Raw genomic sequence first — 15,207 nt, forward strand, 5'->3', positions numbered from 1 at the left:
TTACTAGAAAACTACTAAATCATGACACTTGCTACTTGATAAATCCCTGGTAATTCAGCAATTTTGCTAATTAAAGCTTGTTCAACTTGTTGGTCTACTTCAATGACCATTAACGCTTCATCGCCTTTTACTTTACGGGACACTTTCATTTGTCCGATATTGATTTTATGGTCGGCAATCACGGAAGATACTGCAGCAATCGCGCCAAATTTGTCTTGATGTAAAATAAGGATAGCTGGAGCAGTTCCAGTAAATTCTAGTTCAAATTCGTTTAAGCGAATAATCTCTACTTTTCCGCCACCAATGGATGCACCAATTAATGTCATTTGTTGCATACCATGTTTTAATACTAGCTTTACCGTATTTGGATGAGGTGGCTCTTCTACTTCTTCGATAAACTGAATGCGCATGCCCCACTCTTCAGCAAGCTTCGGAGATTCTTTCATGCGCGGATCATCTGGCTCAAAGCCGAGCAATCCGCCAATCAAAGCTACATCAGTACCATGACCTTTATAGGTTTTGGCAAAAGAACCATATAAATGAATATCTACTTGGGATGGTTGTTCATTAAAAACAGCTCGTGCAATGGCACCAATACGACTAGCGCCGGCAGTATGAGAACTTGACGGACCAATCATTACAGGACCAATAATATCAAATACGCTATTAAATTTCACTAAAATCATCCTTTCTTCTATTCATTTACAGAGGCGTCTTTATTCTACAGCAAAAATATACGGATAAACTGGTTGGTCGCCTTCGTGAATTTCTACTTCGACATCAGGGAATGCTTCTGTTACTTTATCAGCAAGCGTTTCTGCTTTTGAAGTATCTGCATCTTCACCAACAATGATAGTAATGATTTCGCTATCATCATCAAGTAGTTTTTCCAGTGTTTCGTAAGCGGCTTCTTCTAATGTTGCACAACTAACTTTGATTTTGCCTTCAACCATACCGATGAAGCTGTCTTTTTTGATTTCGACACCTTCTACTGTTGTATCACGTACAGCTGTCGTTACTTGGCCACTTGCTACGTCTTCAATTGCTGCTTTCATTGCTTCTGCATTAGCTAGGAAATCTTGATCTGCTTGGAATGAAAGAACGGCAGTAAGTCCTTGTGGAATTGTTTTTGTAGGGATGATTTGAACTTTATCATCTCCTAGAATTTGTGCCGCTTGTTCCGCAGCCATTTGGATATTTTTATTATTTGGAAGAACAAAAACTTGTTCTGCATTTGCTGATTCAATTGCTTTTACGATATCTTCTGTACTTGGATTCATTGTTTGACCACCTGAAAGAACAACAGACACTCCCATGCTCTCAAATAGTTTCTTCAATCCTTCTCCAGCTGAAACAGTAACAATACCATAAGCCGCTTTTTCTTTTGCTGGCACTTTGTCATCACCAACAATCTCAGTATGCTGTTCGCGCATATTTTCCACTTTCATTTTAAGTAGACTACCGTATTGCTGACCGTAGTTTAGTACTTCACCAGGATGTTCCACATGGACATGTACTTTTACTACTTCATCGTCCGCAGCTACTAGTAGAGAATCCCCCAGTTTACTTAAATCTTGACGGAACTGTTCTTCGTCAAAAGGTTTTTGACCGGGTTTGTTTTCGTTGATTTTCACGATAATTTCGGTACAGTAACCAAAATGAATATCTTCCGTTGACATAAAGTCTTGCACATGACGATGATGTTCGGCATTAATTAGCTCACCCATAGATGCCATATAGTCAGGAGCTTCAGCCATTTTGCCAGTTAGTGCGCCATAAAATCCTTCATAAATAATGATAAGACCTTGTCCACCACTATCGACAACACCAACTTCTTTTAAAACTGGAAGTAAATCTGGTGTTTTTTCTAATGCGACTTTCCCTTGTTTTAAAATTGCTTCCATTACTAATTCGATATCTTGATGTTCACTTGCTGCTGCAACTCCGGCTTTTGCGGCTTCACGAGCTACGGTTAGGATGGTTCCTTCGACTGGCTTCATGACAGCTTTGTAGGCAGTTTCCACGCCTTTAACGAAAGCACCAGCAAATTCTTCCGCGTTTAACGTTTCTTTATTTTCAATCGCTTTAGAAAATCCTCGGAAAAGTTGGGATAAAATAACACCAGAGTTCCCTCGGGCACCCATTAGTAAGCCTTTAGCCAAGTTTGCTCCAACGGCACTAATTGTTTCTTTGTCATTTTTCGCAACTTCTTCTGCTCCACTTGTCATCGATAGATTCATATTCGTTCCCGTGTCACCATCTGGAACCGGGAAGACATTCAATGAATCTACAAAATCAGCATTTTTTGCTAAATTCTCTGCTCCAAGCGCTATCATTGCTGCAAATTTCTCTGAGTCTAACTGATATATACTCACTTACATAATCCTCCTTAAGATTCCTTGATTACTCGGACACCTTGAACATAAATATTCACTGATTCCACTGTAATACCGAGTGTTTTTTCTAGTGTGTATTTGACGCGTTCTTGAACATTATGCGCAACTTCGGAAATTTTTGTTCCAAAGCTAACAATGATATACATGTCAATATGAATACCTTCTTCTTCTTGTCTAACTATAACACCTTTAGTATAATTTTCTCTTCTTAAAATATCTGTCAAACCATCACGAATTTGGTGTCTACTTGCCATTCCAACGATGCCAAAATTTTCTTCGGCAGCTCCACCAGCGATTGTTGCAATAACATCACTAGTAATGTCAATTTTGCCTAGCTTTGTGTCGATTTCAATTGCCATTCTATATTCCTCCCTACGGATTATATTCTCGTTCGATTATTTTTTAGTATTGATTTTTATTTAATTATAAAGTCGTCCCTACCTATTTTACTATAATCAGGGTCCTTTGGAAAGCATATCCTCCATTTGCCTGATTAAAGCTACTTTTATGCTGTCAAGTAAAAATTCTTTGCACTATTTTCGCATATCCTCTTGCAAAGTATACTTGTTTATGATAAATTATTCTAGTGTATGAAAAACAAATGGATAGGTTATTTTAAATAAATTATCCGAAGAGCTCTGTAAGGAGGGGTAAACTATGGCTAAAGAATGTGTTATTACAGGCCGCAAATCACGTTCCGGTAACAAACGTTCCCACGCAATGAACTCCAGCAAACGTACTTGGAAAGCTAACTTGCAAAAAGTACGGATTCTGGTTAACGGCAAACCTAAAAAAGTTTGGGTATCTGCTCGTGCGCTTAAATCTGGTAAAGTGGAACGCGTTTAATTGAAGGAGAAATCAAGTGCAGCGACAATTATGTCGGTGCATTTTTTCTTTGCCTTAAAATAAAAAAATACAGGCCGAGTGCACCTGTATTTCTAGTTAATCATTACTTTGTGTTAATAAAATCATTCCACTTTTAAAGGAAAATTCCCCCATTTGTCCCACAAACTCATTACTTGATAGAGCTGAACCTACTGGGTAAGTGGCATTTTCGAGCGGGTAGGCGAATCCTTTTAGTGTCAGTCCTGTCACGTCTTTCATCGTTGTAAATGCGACATATTTCTTATCAGGTAGTTTTTCAATAGTGTAGCTACCTGGCATATACATTTTGATGTAGTTATGACGGTCAATCATTTCTACAACTGGCACAGCGCTTAAAAATTTCGGCTTGGTCAACATCATTAGATTCGCAAGTAGATGGTCTAAGCGGCCTCCTGTTGCACCAAAAATGCGTATCTTATCTGGATTTTGCTCCATCGCCCAACTTAATCCAATTTCCGTATCTGTTTCATCTTTTTCTGCAGGAAATTCGTGTACATCTGCTACTTTGGTTTTCAAATGAGCCAGTTCTTCTTTAGAGAGTGAATCAAAATCTCCCATCGCAACGGTCGGTACAATTCCATGGTCTAACAAACGTTTTGCTCCGCGGTCCACGCCAACCCAACTAATCTCTGCGCTCGTATATTGTGCTAAATCAGGAATTTCGGACGCAGGTCCACCAACCATGATATTAATTATTTTCATACTTGAGTCCCCTTCTCCCCTAACAAATAAGACTGGAACAGAGGTCCCAGCCCTACTATTAGTTTACTCGCCTACAATGGCACGTAATTTATCAATTGGTGTTTGACGATTTTTATTTCCATAAATGTAACTACCAGCTACAAAGACATTTGCGCCAGCATCACGGCATAATTTCGCTGTTTCATGATCCACGCCGCCATCTACTTCAATTTCGATATCTAAGCCTTTTTCATCCACTATTTTCTTGAAAGCACTAATTTTTTCTAGTACTTCTGGAATGAATTTTTGTCCGCCAAAACCAGGATTTACTGTCATAAATAGAACCATATCCAGTTCATTTAAAACGTGTTGTAAAACATCGATTGGTGTGGCTGGATTAAGCACTGCGCCAGCTTTCACACCGTAAGAACGGATTAATTGTAATGTGCGATGAAGATGCGTACAAGCTTCGACATGCACCGTAATGTAGTCTGCTCCCGCTTTTGCAAATTCTGGAATGTATGTATCCGGGTTTTCAATCATTAAATGAACATCAAGTGGTAGTTTTGTTTCTGGGCGAATGGCTTGAACAACAGCAGGACCAAATGTAATATTTGGAACGAAATGTCCGTCCATAACGTCAATATGAATGTAGTCTGCACCGCAATTTTCTACTTCTTTAATATCTCTTGCAAGATTTGCAAAGTCTGCACTTAAAATCGAAGGAGCTATTTTTCCCATTCTTAATACCTCGGCTTTCTGTTTTTTAATTCTTGTAAAATTTGGATATAGTGTTTGTAGCGAAATTCTGCTATTTCATTTGCTTCAACAGCTGTTTTTACAGCGCAATTCGGCTCATTGTCATGCATGCAACCTCGGAATTTACAGCCACTACGACGATCTTCCATTTCCGGAAAACAAAATTGTAATGTTTCAGGTTGCAAGTCATCCCATTCGATTGAACTAAAGCCAGGCGTATCAGCGACAAATCCATCGCCAATCGGCATTAGTTCGACGTGTCTCGTTGTATGTTTTCCGCGACCGAGTGCGTTCGAAATTTCTGCTGTTTTTAAAGTTAAATCACTATTTAAGCTATTTAGGAGAGTCGACTTTCCTACACCAGATTGCCCAGCGATAACTGCAGTTTTCCCACTAATATAGTCTTTAATGGCTTCTTTATCCGGTTCATCATTGGTAACAAAAACATCATAACCAATCGCTTCGTAAATGTCTTTGTAAACAGCAATCTGTTCTTTTTCAGATTCTGATGCCAAGTCCATTTTACTAATGCAAATAACTGGCTTGATATCTTCCTTCTCAATAGCTACTAAAAAACGATCCGCAAGATTCGTGGAAAAATCCGGCTCTACTGCCGAAAACACCAAAATTGCAATATCAATGTTTGCCACGGGAGGCCGCACAAGGGCATTCTCCCGGGACATTACATCTAAAATGTAACCATCTGTTTTATTTTCTATTTGAAATTCTACATCATCGCCTACAAGTGGAGAAATATTTCGTTTTCTAAAATTCCCTCTTGCTCGACATTGATATACTTTTCCTTCCGAAAATACATAGTAAAATCCGCTCAACGCTTTGATAATTTGTCCTTCCAGCACATTTCCTCCGTTCTATTTTTAATTTGGATAAGGGACTGTACCTTCATCGATTACTTTATCATCACTGATAATTTTGTAGCCTGCGCTAGAACCTTCTTCAATTTGGAAAGTTATTTCTACCGAGGTATTTTGTGTAATGCTCATTTCTCGGTAAGCGCTAGTCATGCTATGGTCTTTATCTTGAATGTAGATTTGAATTTTCTGTGGTTGTGGGTTTTCTTCATCACTTGGTGTATATGGGATGTTAAATGTTTTAGTTACTTCTTTGACTTGTTTTTCTTTTGGTCCTGCAGAAATGACAATCTCGATTGTATCACCAGGATTCATTGCAGTTCCAGCTGATGGGGACTGCGAAATAACTTGTCCTTTTTCAACTGTATTTGAATTTTCTTCCTTACTTGAAACTTTGAGTCCAAGTGGTGAGGCATAATCTTCTACAGCTGTTTTGGTATAGCCGCGTAAATCTTTAAGCGAAATTGGTTCTGCACCTTTACTTACGACAAATTTCACATCGGTAGATTTAGCGACTACGTCCGTTCCTTGAGTCGGTGTTTGGCTTATAATTAAGCCTTTTTCAACTTCAGAACTATATGCTTCCTCCGAAGAAATATTATTAAACCCTTGTTCTTCAAGTAACGCTTTTGTATCTGTGTAGCTTCTTCCTGTATAGTCGTCCATAGTTATTTTTTTAGAACCAATGCTTACGAATAAATTGATTTTTGTTCCTTTTTCTTTCATTTCTCCAGCTTCTGGGTCGGTATTAATTACTTTCCCTTCCGCTACTTCATCACTATTTTTTTCTGCCGTTTTACCTATGACAAAGCCTTCTTTTTGGAGTAGCGCTACTGCTTGGTCTTCCGTTTTACCAGAAACATCCGGCACAGCGACTTCATCAGGGCTCTTGCCTAAAAGCCACAGTAGTAAAATACCGATGATAAAAATGATAATGACAGAAGAAACAATGAGAGCAATTTTCTTTTTCTTACTCATTTTTTTCTTTTTCTTACCTTTGTTCTCTTCGGGAGCAACTTCAGCCGCTGCTACTTTTCCTTCTGGGACAATCGTTTTGTCAAGGTTTTGCATCGTGTCTTTCGTTGCGATGATTGGAATTGCTTTTGTATCACCATCATCTGTTGGGAAAATATATTTAGGCTCATTTAAACGGTCTTGATTTAAACAAGTTTGCAAGTCTTTTTCCATTTCTTCCGCGTTTTGATAACGTAAAAATGGATCTTTTGCCGTTGCTTTAATGATAATATTTTCTAAGCTTTGAGGAATTTCTGGATTTTGCGCTCTTGCTGATGGAATATCCGCTTGCAAATGCTTAATAGCAATAGAAACTGCAGACTCACCGTCGAAAGGAACTTTTCCAGTTAATAGTTCATATAGCACGATTCCTAGTGAATAGATGTCTGATTTTTGAGTAGCCATTCCACCACGTGCTTGTTCTGGTGATAAGTAATGCACCGAACCTAACAAAGAATTTGTTTGTGTGATGGATGTTTCTGAAAGTGCCATCGCAATCCCAAAATCAGTAATTTTCACTACGCCATCATGATCGATTAAAATATTCTGTGGTTTTAAATCACGATGAATAATGTGATGTTGATGGGCAATTGCCACCGCAGAAACGATTTGAAGCATAATATCTACAGCTTTATCGTAACTGATTGGGTGATTTTCGTGAATATACTGTTTTAAATCCATTCCATCCACATGTTCCATTACAATATAATGTAAATCATTTTCTTCACCAACATCGTAAACACTAACAATATTAGGGTGAACAAGGCTCGTTGCTGATTGAGCTTCCCGTTGAAACCGACGAATAAGGTTGCTTTCATCAGCTAAATCGATTCGTAAAATTTTTACTGCAACATCTCTATCAAGAATAATATCATGCGCCAAATACACATTGGCCATTCCGCCGCCGCCTATTGCATGTAAAATTTTATATCGATCACTTAATCGCTTACCAATCATCATGAAGCATCCCTCCCTTTCTGCGTCAGATCTCGTTCGACTAACAGCACAGTTATATTATCTTCTCCCCCATAAGAATTAGCTTTTGTAATAAATACATCTGCTTTTTCAGAAAGAGTTCTTTTACTTTTTAAAATTTCTTCCATTTCTGTTTCTGGAACCATATTCGTTAAACCATCGGAACAAAGTAGTAACGTATCGCTCGTTTGAAAAGGGACAACAAATGTGTCCACTTCTACTTTTCCTTCTACACCAAGTGCGCGTAAAAGAATATTTTTCCGCGGATGATTCATGGCATCTTCTTTGCTGATTTCGCCTGTTCGAAGGAGTTCATGTACTAGTGAATGATCTTCGGTTAGTTGACGTAAGACATGATTTTGAAGTAAATAACCTCTGCTATCTCCTACGTTGGCAATAACGACTTGTGACTGCGCCATAATTGCTGCAACAAGTGTTGTTCCCATACCATTTAAATCCATTTCACTTTCCGAATAAAGAACAATTTCTTTATTGACTTCTTGAATTGTTTTTTGTAGCCAAGTTTCAATTTCTTCTGCGGTCAAAAGTGCGGTCGTTTCTTTCCATGCATCGCTTAGTAGACGCACAGCCATTTCGCTTGCCACGTCTCCTGCCCGGTGACCACCCATGCCGTCTGCAACAATGACAATCGGCTGGTTATCTTTATTTTCAAAAACCCCGCCGTTGTCTTCATTATGATGTCTTATTCTGCCTCTATCTGTTCTAAATTCTGCATGCATTTTAAAAGCACCTCACTATTTTTCAGGACTTCACTTTTCTAAGGCTAGAAACGAAGAAACCATCGCTTCCAATATCTGTTGGTAAAAGTTGAATAAAATCGTCCTTCTTGATTTGCGCCAATTTTTCAGGGAGTACTACAGGTTCTAGTGTGAATTCTGGATGTTTTTCTAAGAAAGCGCGAAGAACCGTTTCATTTTCTTCCTTGTCAATGGTACAAGTACTATAAACTAATATACCATTTTCTTTTACTAATTGGCTAACATCATCTAAAATCGCTAATTGAATTTCTGCTAATTTGTGGATATCTTTTTCTGTTTTTGCGTATTTAATGTCTGGTTTTCTGCGAAGAACGCCAAAGCCAGAGCACGGAGCATCCACTAAAATACGGTCAAATGTTTCTGGTTCAAACATGGTACTTGCGGTTCTTGCGTCTAAATGCGCCGTACGAATATTAAGTAGTTGCAATCGTTTGGCGGCTTGATCAATTAGCTTGGTTTTCTTTTCGTGGATATCGAGTGCATGAACCATTCCCGTGCCGTGCATTTTTTCCGCGATATGGGTTGTTTTCCCGCCTGGTGCCGCACAAGCATCTAATACCGTCAAATTGTCTTCTAGTTGAAGCGCATAGGCTGCGAGCATTGAGCTTTCGTCTTGAATGCTACATTTACCGTCTTTGTATGCTTTTGTTTCTGCTACAGATCCTTTTTCAACAAGTAACGCTTCCTCGATAAATTCATTACGTGTCACGGTGATTCCTTGGTCATTTAGTTCTTTGATTAATTGTTCAGTAGGAATTTCTGTTTGGTTGACGCGGATACTTTGGTGTGGCGCGACAAGGAATGCTAAACCGATTTCACGCAGTTTTTCGATACCATATTGATCTGCCCACCTTTTTGCTAACCATTCTGGCAGACTTGTTTCAACAGCGATTTTTTGCACAGGGTCTTTGATGGCATCAATACTTGGTACGCCTTTTCGAATAACATTACGCAATACGCCGTTGACGAACTTAGTTACACCTTGGTGTCCTAAATCTTTCGCGATGTCACCAGCTTCATTTAAAATCGCATGCTCAGGAACTTTATCTAAAAAGGTTAATTGATAAACGGACATTCTTAGTAAGTTTTTCACCCAATTGTCGGGTTCTTTATTGAGAAACGGTGCTAAATAGTAATCAAGTGTAATTTTGCGTTGTGTTGTACCATATACTAATTCAGTCAAAAGCCCTTTATCAAGCGGATTTAACTTTTGTTTTTTTAATGCGTCATTAATTAATAAGTGGCTGTATGATTGATTATTTTCGATTTTAATGATGAGTTCTAATGCAATCGCACGAACTGTTTTTTGTTTTTTCATTTATTCACCAAACCTTGTCGTCTTGCTTAAATTTCTGCCAGCTCCGGTCATGAATGAGTGAACATCCATCTTCGGTTTTCCTGCTGGTTGGATTACTGTTGGTACGATGAGCGTGCCGTCGCCTGCTACGATTTTAAGCGTTGTTTTATCTGCTAAAATGGCACCCGGTTCGCCGCCCTCTTTTGTTTCTTCATAAGTTGCTTCCCAGATTTTAAATGGTTTTTCTTCCAGTGTTGTATAAGCCACTGGCCAAGGAGACAATCCTCGAATTTGATTAAAGATAGTACGTCCTGGTTTTGTCCAGTCGATTTTTTCTTGTTCTCTAGAAATATTGCGTGCAAAGGTTACCTTTTCAGGGTCTTGTGGGATTGCCGTTATTTTTCCAGCTAAAAAGTCGGGTAATGTGTCCATTAATAATTCTGCGCCTAATTTGCTCAATTTATCAAACATGGTGCCAGTATTATCTTCATCTGTGATGGGAATTTTACGCTGGCTAATCATATCCCCAGCATCCAATTTCTCTACCATATACATAATCGTAACGCCTGTCTCCGTTTTCCCGTCAAGCAGTGCGTAGTGTACAGGAGCACCTCCGCGATACTCTGGTAAAAGAGATGCATGCACATTAATCGCACCATGCTTTGGTGATTCAAGCAAACTATTTGGTAAAATTTGTCCGTAAGCTGCTGTTACAAGTAGGTCGGCTTCTAGAGCAATTAGTTCTTCTAATTCGCTAGATGTCCGTAATTTTTCTGGTTGATAAACTGGAATAGCTAGTTCTAAAGCAGCTTTTTTTACTGGCGGTGGTGTCAAAACTCGTTTGCGTCCAACTGGGCGATCTGGCTGTGTCACAACTGCAACTACATCATATGTGCTGGCTAATTGCGTTAAAACCGGAACAGAAAATTCCGGTGTTCCCATAAAAATAATTTTAGTCATTGGTTTGCTCCTTTTACATTAGTACGTAAGGCTGTACGTCAATAGTTATTGTTAAACCTTTTTGTTGGTCTTTTTGATAATGGGTAATTAGTGTTTTTAGTTCTTTTTTTAAGTTTGGTTCGATTTTATATTTAATAATGCACTGGTAGCGATATTTGTTTTTAATTCTCGTGATGGTGCTAGGAACAGGGCCAAGAATCACGGCATCTGGACCGAGCTTTCCTCGTAAAAACTGAGCCATTTCTTGAATGGTTCGAATCGCTTTCATTTCATTTTCATCGCTGACATTAATCATGGTTAAGTAATAAAATGGCGGGTAGGAACCCATTTTTCGTAGCTGCATTTCGTGGTTATAAAAACCGATGAAATCATGTTTTTTGGCGAATTCAATACTGTAATGTTCTGGGTTATAGCTTTGAACGATGACTTCTCCTGTCCGCTCATGTCGACCTGCTCGTCCACTTACTTGAGTGAGAAGTTGGAAAGTTCGTTCCGAAGCGCGAAAGTCTGGTAAATGAAGCATTGTGTCAGCATTTAATACGCCAACTAACGTAATATCTGGAAAATCTAGTCCTTTGGCAATCATTTGTGTTCCAAGTAAAATATCGGCTTCGTGATTGCGGAAGCTTTTGAGTAATTTTTCATGAGCACCTTTTGTTCTAGTGGTATCCACGTCCATCCGGATGACGCGCGCTTCTGGAATTAATTTGGTCAAACTTTCTTCTACTTTTTGTGTACCGGTGCCAAAATAACGAATATGCTCGCCCTCACAGCTCGGACATTTTTGCGGAACACGTTCTTCATGTCCGCAGTAATGGCATTTCATTTGATTGCTCGATTGATGATAGGTGAGCGAAATATCGCAGTTCGGACATTCCACAACATAACCACAATCACGGCACATCACAAAAGAAGAATAACCTCGGCGATTTAGCATTAAAACTGTTTGTTCTTTTTTGGCAATTCGCTCTTTGATTTTTTCTAGTAATTCAGTCGAAAATTCGGTGCGGTTTTCTTTGCGTAATTCTTCGCGCATGTCGACAACGCTCACTTCTGGCATCGCCCGATCATTGACCCGGCTAGGAAGTTCGATTAACGTATACACACCTTTTTTCGCCCTAGCAAAAGATTCAAGAGACGGCGTGGCGCTTCCGAGAACTACTGGACATTGATATTTTGTTGCGCGCCAAATGGCTACATCTCTTGCATGATAACGCGGATTATCTTCTTGTTTGTAACTCGCTTCGTGCTCTTCGTCGATAATAATAATGCCGAGATTTTCAAACGGTGCAAATACGGCGGAACGAGCCCCAACGACAACGCGCGCTTCTTTGCGTTCGATTTTGCGCCATTCGTCGTATTTTTCTCCGGAAGATAGCGCACTATGTAGTACCGCGACCTCGCTTCCAAAGCGGCTTTTAAATCGCTCTACCATTTGTGGGGTAAGGGAAATTTCTGGTACTAAAACGATGGCTTCTTTACCCTCTTTTAATTTTGCTTCGATGGTTTGTAAATAGATTTCGGTTTTCCCACTTCCAGTAACCCCGTGTATTAGGAATGTTTCTTGATCAGTTGCTGCGGTGATTTTCTCGCACGCAGTTTGTTGATCTGGTAATAACTGAAGCGATTCACTTTTTTCAAATTGGTGGTTTTCATAGGGATCACGCGAAACAATTTTTTCTTGAATAGAAAGTATCCCTAAGTCGACTAATTTTTTTAATGTGGCATCCGTTGTTTCCGCCTGTTTTTTTAACTCGGCTGCCGTAATTTCGTTGCCTTCAAAAGCTTGGAAAAATGCGAGTACACGTGACTGTGCTTTGGCGTTTTTCGGCATATCTTCTATTATTTCAGCTAGTTGGTGTGGTGATTTGAGACAGTTAACAACGCGAACTTTTTTACTCGTGATTTTATTTTTGACTTGGTAGACTACTTCCACACTACCTTCTCTGACCCATTTGCCAATTTGTTTGAGCAAACCGCGGGCTTCTGCCACTTTCCAGTCTAGTGTTTCGTAGCCTTCAAATAGCTGCTCTAATTCTTCGTTTTCCTCATCTAAGCGCAAAAAATATTTTTCGTATTTTGCTCGTAGCGCGGCTGGTAACATGGCTTGGTAAGCAGACACCCGGAAACTCAGCGTATCTTCTGCTAACCAATCGCCTAGTTCCATCAATTCTTCATTTAAAACGGGGGCTAAATCCATCACCCCGTCAATGCCTTTTAATTTTGGGTTTTCTTCTGTTTCTCCAAGAGCAATGACAAATCCTTGTATTTTACGATTTCCAAATGGGACACTTACTCGCATACCTGGACGAATAAGTTCTTCTAAATCTTCTGGAATATAGTAGTCAAATGGACGATCCACTTGCATGGCTGGAACGTCCACAATTACTTTCGCAATATTAATCATTCGTTCACTTCCTTAAAAAGTTAGCAGTTTCTTTGATGATATGTTCAGCAACTTCTTTTTTATCTAGTATCGGTAACGCTTTGCTAGAACCATCTTTCCGGTAAAATGTCACGATATTTGTATCACCAGAAAAGCCTGCTCCTGCCACACTAATATTGTTAGCGACAATCATATCGGCATTTTTGGATGTTAATTTTTTACGTGCGTTTGCTTCTAGATTTTCTGTTTCAGCGGCAAAGCCAATCACGACTTGGTCTGCAGTTTTGTGTTGACCAATTTCGAGTAAAATATCTTTGGTTCGTTTCATTTCAATGGCAAAATCGCCCGGCTGTTTTTTAATTTTTTGGTCTGATACTTTTGCTGGCGTGTAATCGGCAACTGCTGCGGTCATCACGAAGATATCTTGTGACACTTTATGTTCATCCACAGCTTGATACATTTCTTCTGCCGATTCGACATAGATTGCTTCTACACCAGGTGGTACGGGAAGTGCTTTGCTTGTCGTAACGAGCGTCACTTTTGCACCATGACGAGCTGCGGATTCTGCAATACTAAATCCCATTTTGCCCGTGGAATGGTTGGTGAAATAGCGTACAGGATCTAATTTTTCGCGAGTTGCGCCGGCTGTAACTAGCACGTTTTTGTCGCGCAATAAATCTTTATCTTCTTGAAAAAATTCAGCAATACGAAGAACGATTTTTTCTGGTTCTTCAAGACGACCGCGACCAACGTAGCCACAAGCTAAGTAACCTTCTTCTGGCTCGATAAAACGAACACCGTCTGCGTATAATCGATTAATATTCCGAATAACTGCTGGGTGCTGAATCATGTGGACATTCATTGCTGGCGCTACCCAAACTGGTGCCTCTGTTGCAAGAATGGTTGTCGTTACCATATCATCAGCGATTCCATTTGCCATTTTGCCAATCACATTCGCGGTAGCTGGTGCGACAATTACTAAATCGGCCCAATCAGCTAAATCGATATGTGCGACAACACTTGATTTTTTTTCGTCAAATGTATCTGTGTATACATCATTTTTAGATAATACTTGAAACGAAAGCGGTGGAACAAATTCCTGAGCATGTTCTGTCATCATCACTTTGACGTTTGCTCCTGCTTGCGTTAATTTACTTGTAAGTGCGACTGCTTTATAAACAGCAATGCCACCGGACACTGCGAGTAAGATATTTTTTCCTTGCATTGAAAAGTCACCTCATTTTTAATATAAAAAATCATTAATTCTATTATACCTTAAATTAAGACAGGACAAAACCATGAAGAAACTAGATTTCAGCTTATTTTTATTGCACTTGTGGCTAACAAAAAAGCCCCGCAGGAAAGCGGAGCAGTTAAGCTTATTTATCGTCGTTTTGTAAAACTAATTTTCCAGCGTGAATTTCTTCTAACGCTTTCCCAACAAATTTGTCGGACTGGTAGCTCGGCAATACGCCTTTATCATTTTCCAGTTGCATGTAGCGTGCGCGTTTAGCGGCCACTGTAACTAGCGAATATTTTGAGTCGATTTTTAACAATAAATTATCAATTGATGGATATAACATCATTGTAATCCCTCCAACATTTTTTTGTAGCGATGAATTACTCGCTCAGTTTTTAAGTGTTCTGTTTCGACGATGCCTTTGATTTTTTGTACGGCGTTTGCAACTACATCATTCACCACAGCATAATCATAAGACGCCATCATTTCGATTTCTTTCTTCGCTGTTTCCATGCGTTCCTCGACAACTTCCATCGATTCTGTACCGCGACCGATAATCCGGTTTTTAAGCTCAGACAAGTCTGGTGGCGTTAAGAAAATGAAAATTCCTTCTGGCATCGCTTTTCGAACTTGCATTGCTCCTTGTACTTCAATTTCGAGAAAAATATCCACTCCTGCGGCTAATTTTTCCTCGACATATTCAAGCGGAGTGCCATAATAATTACCGACGTACTCTGCATATTCTAACATCTTTCCGTCTTTGATAGCTTGTTCAAACACTTCTCGTGAACGAAAATAATAATCGACCCCGTCTTGTTCGCCTTCACGAGGAAGACGCGTTGTCATGGAAATAGAATAATCAAAACTTGTTTCCGGATCTTTAAAAACAGCTTCCCGAACAGTTCCCTTACCTACTCCAGATGGACCTGAAAGTACAATTAACAGTCCTCTTTCTGTCATCAT

At 39.4% G+C, this 15,207-nt stretch carries 15 protein-coding genes; 1 reads left to right on the forward strand and 14 read right to left on the reverse strand.

Features of this window, described 5'->3' with window-relative positions:
• Positions 1-14: 14 nt before the first annotated feature.
• From sdaAB to LMOATCC19117_RS09295, 3 genes are read right to left on the reverse strand one after another with little or no spacing between them, the layout of a single operon-like run.
• A complete protein-coding gene (sdaAB, locus tag LMOATCC19117_RS09285; RefSeq protein WP_003728301.1) occupies positions 15-677 on the reverse strand; it encodes an L-serine ammonia-lyase, iron-sulfur-dependent subunit beta in 663 nt (220 codons plus the stop codon).
• Between the two features lie 39 nt (positions 678-716).
• Positions 717-2,375: a DAK2 domain-containing protein gene (locus LMOATCC19117_RS09290; protein WP_003734791.1), complete on the reverse strand. Its 1,659-nt coding sequence runs from the start codon at positions 2,373-2,375 to the stop codon at positions 717-719.
• A 14-nt stretch (positions 2,376-2,389) separates the two neighbouring features.
• Positions 2,390-2,755 (reverse strand): Asp23/Gls24 family envelope stress response protein, encoded by a 366-nt coding sequence (locus LMOATCC19117_RS09295; protein ID WP_003720130.1) that lies wholly within the window; start codon positions 2,753-2,755, stop codon positions 2,390-2,392.
• A gap of 298 nt (positions 2,756-3,053) precedes the next feature.
• Here LMOATCC19117_RS09295 and rpmB point away from each other — a divergent pair, with 298 nt between their 5' ends.
• Positions 3,054-3,242 carry a 50S ribosomal protein L28 gene (gene rpmB, locus LMOATCC19117_RS09300; RefSeq protein WP_003720131.1) on the forward strand — a complete coding sequence of 63 codons (189 nt, stop codon included), beginning with the start codon at positions 3,054-3,056 and terminating at the stop codon, positions 3,240-3,242.
• A gap of 96 nt (positions 3,243-3,338) precedes the next feature.
• Here rpmB and LMOATCC19117_RS09305 read toward each other — a convergent pair whose 3' ends face one another.
• The 11 genes from LMOATCC19117_RS09305 to gmk all read right to left on the reverse strand — a co-directional run bounded on the left by LMOATCC19117_RS09305 (position 3,339) and on the right by gmk (position 15,204).
• Positions 3,339-3,983 (reverse strand): thiamine diphosphokinase, encoded by a 645-nt coding sequence (locus LMOATCC19117_RS09305; RefSeq protein ID WP_003728299.1) that lies wholly within the window; start codon positions 3,981-3,983, stop codon positions 3,339-3,341.
• Positions 3,984-4,046: 63 nt separating this feature from the next.
• Complete coding sequence (gene rpe / locus LMOATCC19117_RS09310; RefSeq protein WP_003725651.1) at positions 4,047-4,703, reverse strand: ribulose-phosphate 3-epimerase; 657 nt, start codon at positions 4,701-4,703, stop codon at positions 4,047-4,049.
• A gap of 2 nt (positions 4,704-4,705) precedes the next feature.
• On the reverse strand, positions 4,706-5,581 hold the full coding sequence (gene rsgA / locus LMOATCC19117_RS09315; RefSeq protein ID WP_003728298.1) for a ribosome small subunit-dependent GTPase A: 876 nt from the start codon (positions 5,579-5,581) through the stop codon (positions 4,706-4,708).
• An 18-nt stretch (positions 5,582-5,599) separates the two neighbouring features.
• Complete coding sequence (gene pknB, locus LMOATCC19117_RS09320) at positions 5,600-7,567, reverse strand: Stk1 family PASTA domain-containing Ser/Thr kinase (RefSeq protein ID WP_003725653.1); 1,968 nt, start codon at positions 7,565-7,567, stop codon at positions 5,600-5,602.
• Positions 7,564-8,322 (reverse strand): Stp1/IreP family PP2C-type Ser/Thr phosphatase, encoded by a 759-nt coding sequence (locus tag LMOATCC19117_RS09325; protein WP_003725654.1) that lies wholly within the window; start codon positions 8,320-8,322, stop codon positions 7,564-7,566. Before LMOATCC19117_RS09325 ends, pknB begins: the two co-directional genes overlap by 4 nt.
• 22 nt (positions 8,323-8,344) lie before the next feature.
• Positions 8,345-9,679 carry a 16S rRNA (cytosine(967)-C(5))-methyltransferase RsmB gene (gene rsmB / locus LMOATCC19117_RS09330; protein ID WP_003725655.1) on the reverse strand — a complete coding sequence of 445 codons (1,335 nt, stop codon included), beginning with the start codon at positions 9,677-9,679 and terminating at the stop codon, positions 8,345-8,347.
• Positions 9,680-10,618, reverse strand: coding sequence for a methionyl-tRNA formyltransferase (fmt, locus tag LMOATCC19117_RS09335; protein WP_003734792.1), 939 nt, complete (start codon positions 10,616-10,618; stop codon positions 9,680-9,682).
• 13 nt (positions 10,619-10,631) lie between these two features.
• Positions 10,632-13,025 (reverse strand): primosomal protein N', encoded by a 2,394-nt coding sequence (gene priA, locus LMOATCC19117_RS09340; protein ID WP_003734793.1) that lies wholly within the window; start codon positions 13,023-13,025, stop codon positions 10,632-10,634.
• Between the two features lie 4 nt (positions 13,026-13,029).
• On the reverse strand, positions 13,030-14,229 hold the full coding sequence (gene coaBC / locus LMOATCC19117_RS09345; protein WP_003725658.1) for a bifunctional phosphopantothenoylcysteine decarboxylase/phosphopantothenate--cysteine ligase CoaBC: 1,200 nt from the start codon (positions 14,227-14,229) through the stop codon (positions 13,030-13,032).
• A gap of 154 nt (positions 14,230-14,383) precedes the next feature.
• Positions 14,384-14,587 (reverse strand): DNA-directed RNA polymerase subunit omega, encoded by a 204-nt coding sequence (gene rpoZ, locus LMOATCC19117_RS09350; protein ID WP_003728294.1) that lies wholly within the window; start codon positions 14,585-14,587, stop codon positions 14,384-14,386.
• The gene (gene gmk / locus LMOATCC19117_RS09355) at positions 14,587-15,204 is read right to left on the reverse strand and encodes a guanylate kinase (RefSeq protein ID WP_003725659.1); all 618 of its coding nucleotides are present in this window, start codon (positions 15,202-15,204) and stop codon (positions 14,587-14,589) included. Before gmk ends, rpoZ begins: the two co-directional genes overlap by 1 nt.
• Positions 15,205-15,207 lie beyond the last annotated feature (3 nt).

Source organism: Listeria monocytogenes ATCC 19117, from assembly GCF_000307025.1.
GTDB classification, from domain to species: domain Bacteria; phylum Bacillota; class Bacilli; order Lactobacillales; family Listeriaceae; genus Listeria; species Listeria monocytogenes_B.

Excerpts from the sequence above, each read along its gene's own strand:
- LMOATCC19117_RS09295 (WP_003720130.1), bottom strand. The coding sequence starts at position 2,755 with ATGGCAATTGAAATCGACACAAAGCTAGGCAAAATTGACATTACTAGT.
- rpmB (WP_003720131.1), top strand. The coding sequence starts at position 3,054 with ATGGCTAAAGAATGTGTTATTACAGGCCGCAAATCACGTTCCGGTAAC.
- LMOATCC19117_RS09305 (WP_003728299.1), bottom strand. The coding sequence starts at position 3,983 with ATGAAAATAATTAATATCATGGTTGGTGGACCTGCGTCCGAAATTCCT.
- rpe (WP_003725651.1), bottom strand. The coding sequence starts at position 4,703 with ATGGGAAAAATAGCTCCTTCGATTTTAAGTGCAGACTTTGCAAATCTT.
- pknB (WP_003725653.1), bottom strand. The coding sequence starts at position 7,567 with ATGATGATTGGTAAGCGATTAAGTGATCGATATAAAATTTTACATGCA.
- LMOATCC19117_RS09325 (WP_003725654.1), bottom strand. The coding sequence starts at position 8,322 with ATGCATGCAGAATTTAGAACAGATAGAGGCAGAATAAGACATCATAAT.
- rsmB (WP_003725655.1), bottom strand. The coding sequence starts at position 9,679 with ATGAAAAAACAAAAAACAGTTCGTGCGATTGCATTAGAACTCATCATT.
- fmt (WP_003734792.1), bottom strand. The coding sequence starts at position 10,618 with ATGACTAAAATTATTTTTATGGGAACACCGGAATTTTCTGTTCCGGTT.
- priA (WP_003734793.1), bottom strand. The coding sequence starts at position 13,025 with ATGATTAATATTGCGAAAGTAATTGTGGACGTTCCAGCCATGCAAGTG.
- coaBC (WP_003725658.1), bottom strand. The coding sequence starts at position 14,229 with ATGCAAGGAAAAAATATCTTACTCGCAGTGTCCGGTGGCATTGCTGTT.
- rpoZ (WP_003728294.1), bottom strand. The coding sequence starts at position 14,587 with ATGTTATATCCATCAATTGATAATTTATTGTTAAAAATCGACTCAAAA.
- gmk (WP_003725659.1), bottom strand. The coding sequence starts at position 15,204 with ATGACAGAAAGAGGACTGTTAATTGTACTTTCAGGTCCATCTGGAGTA.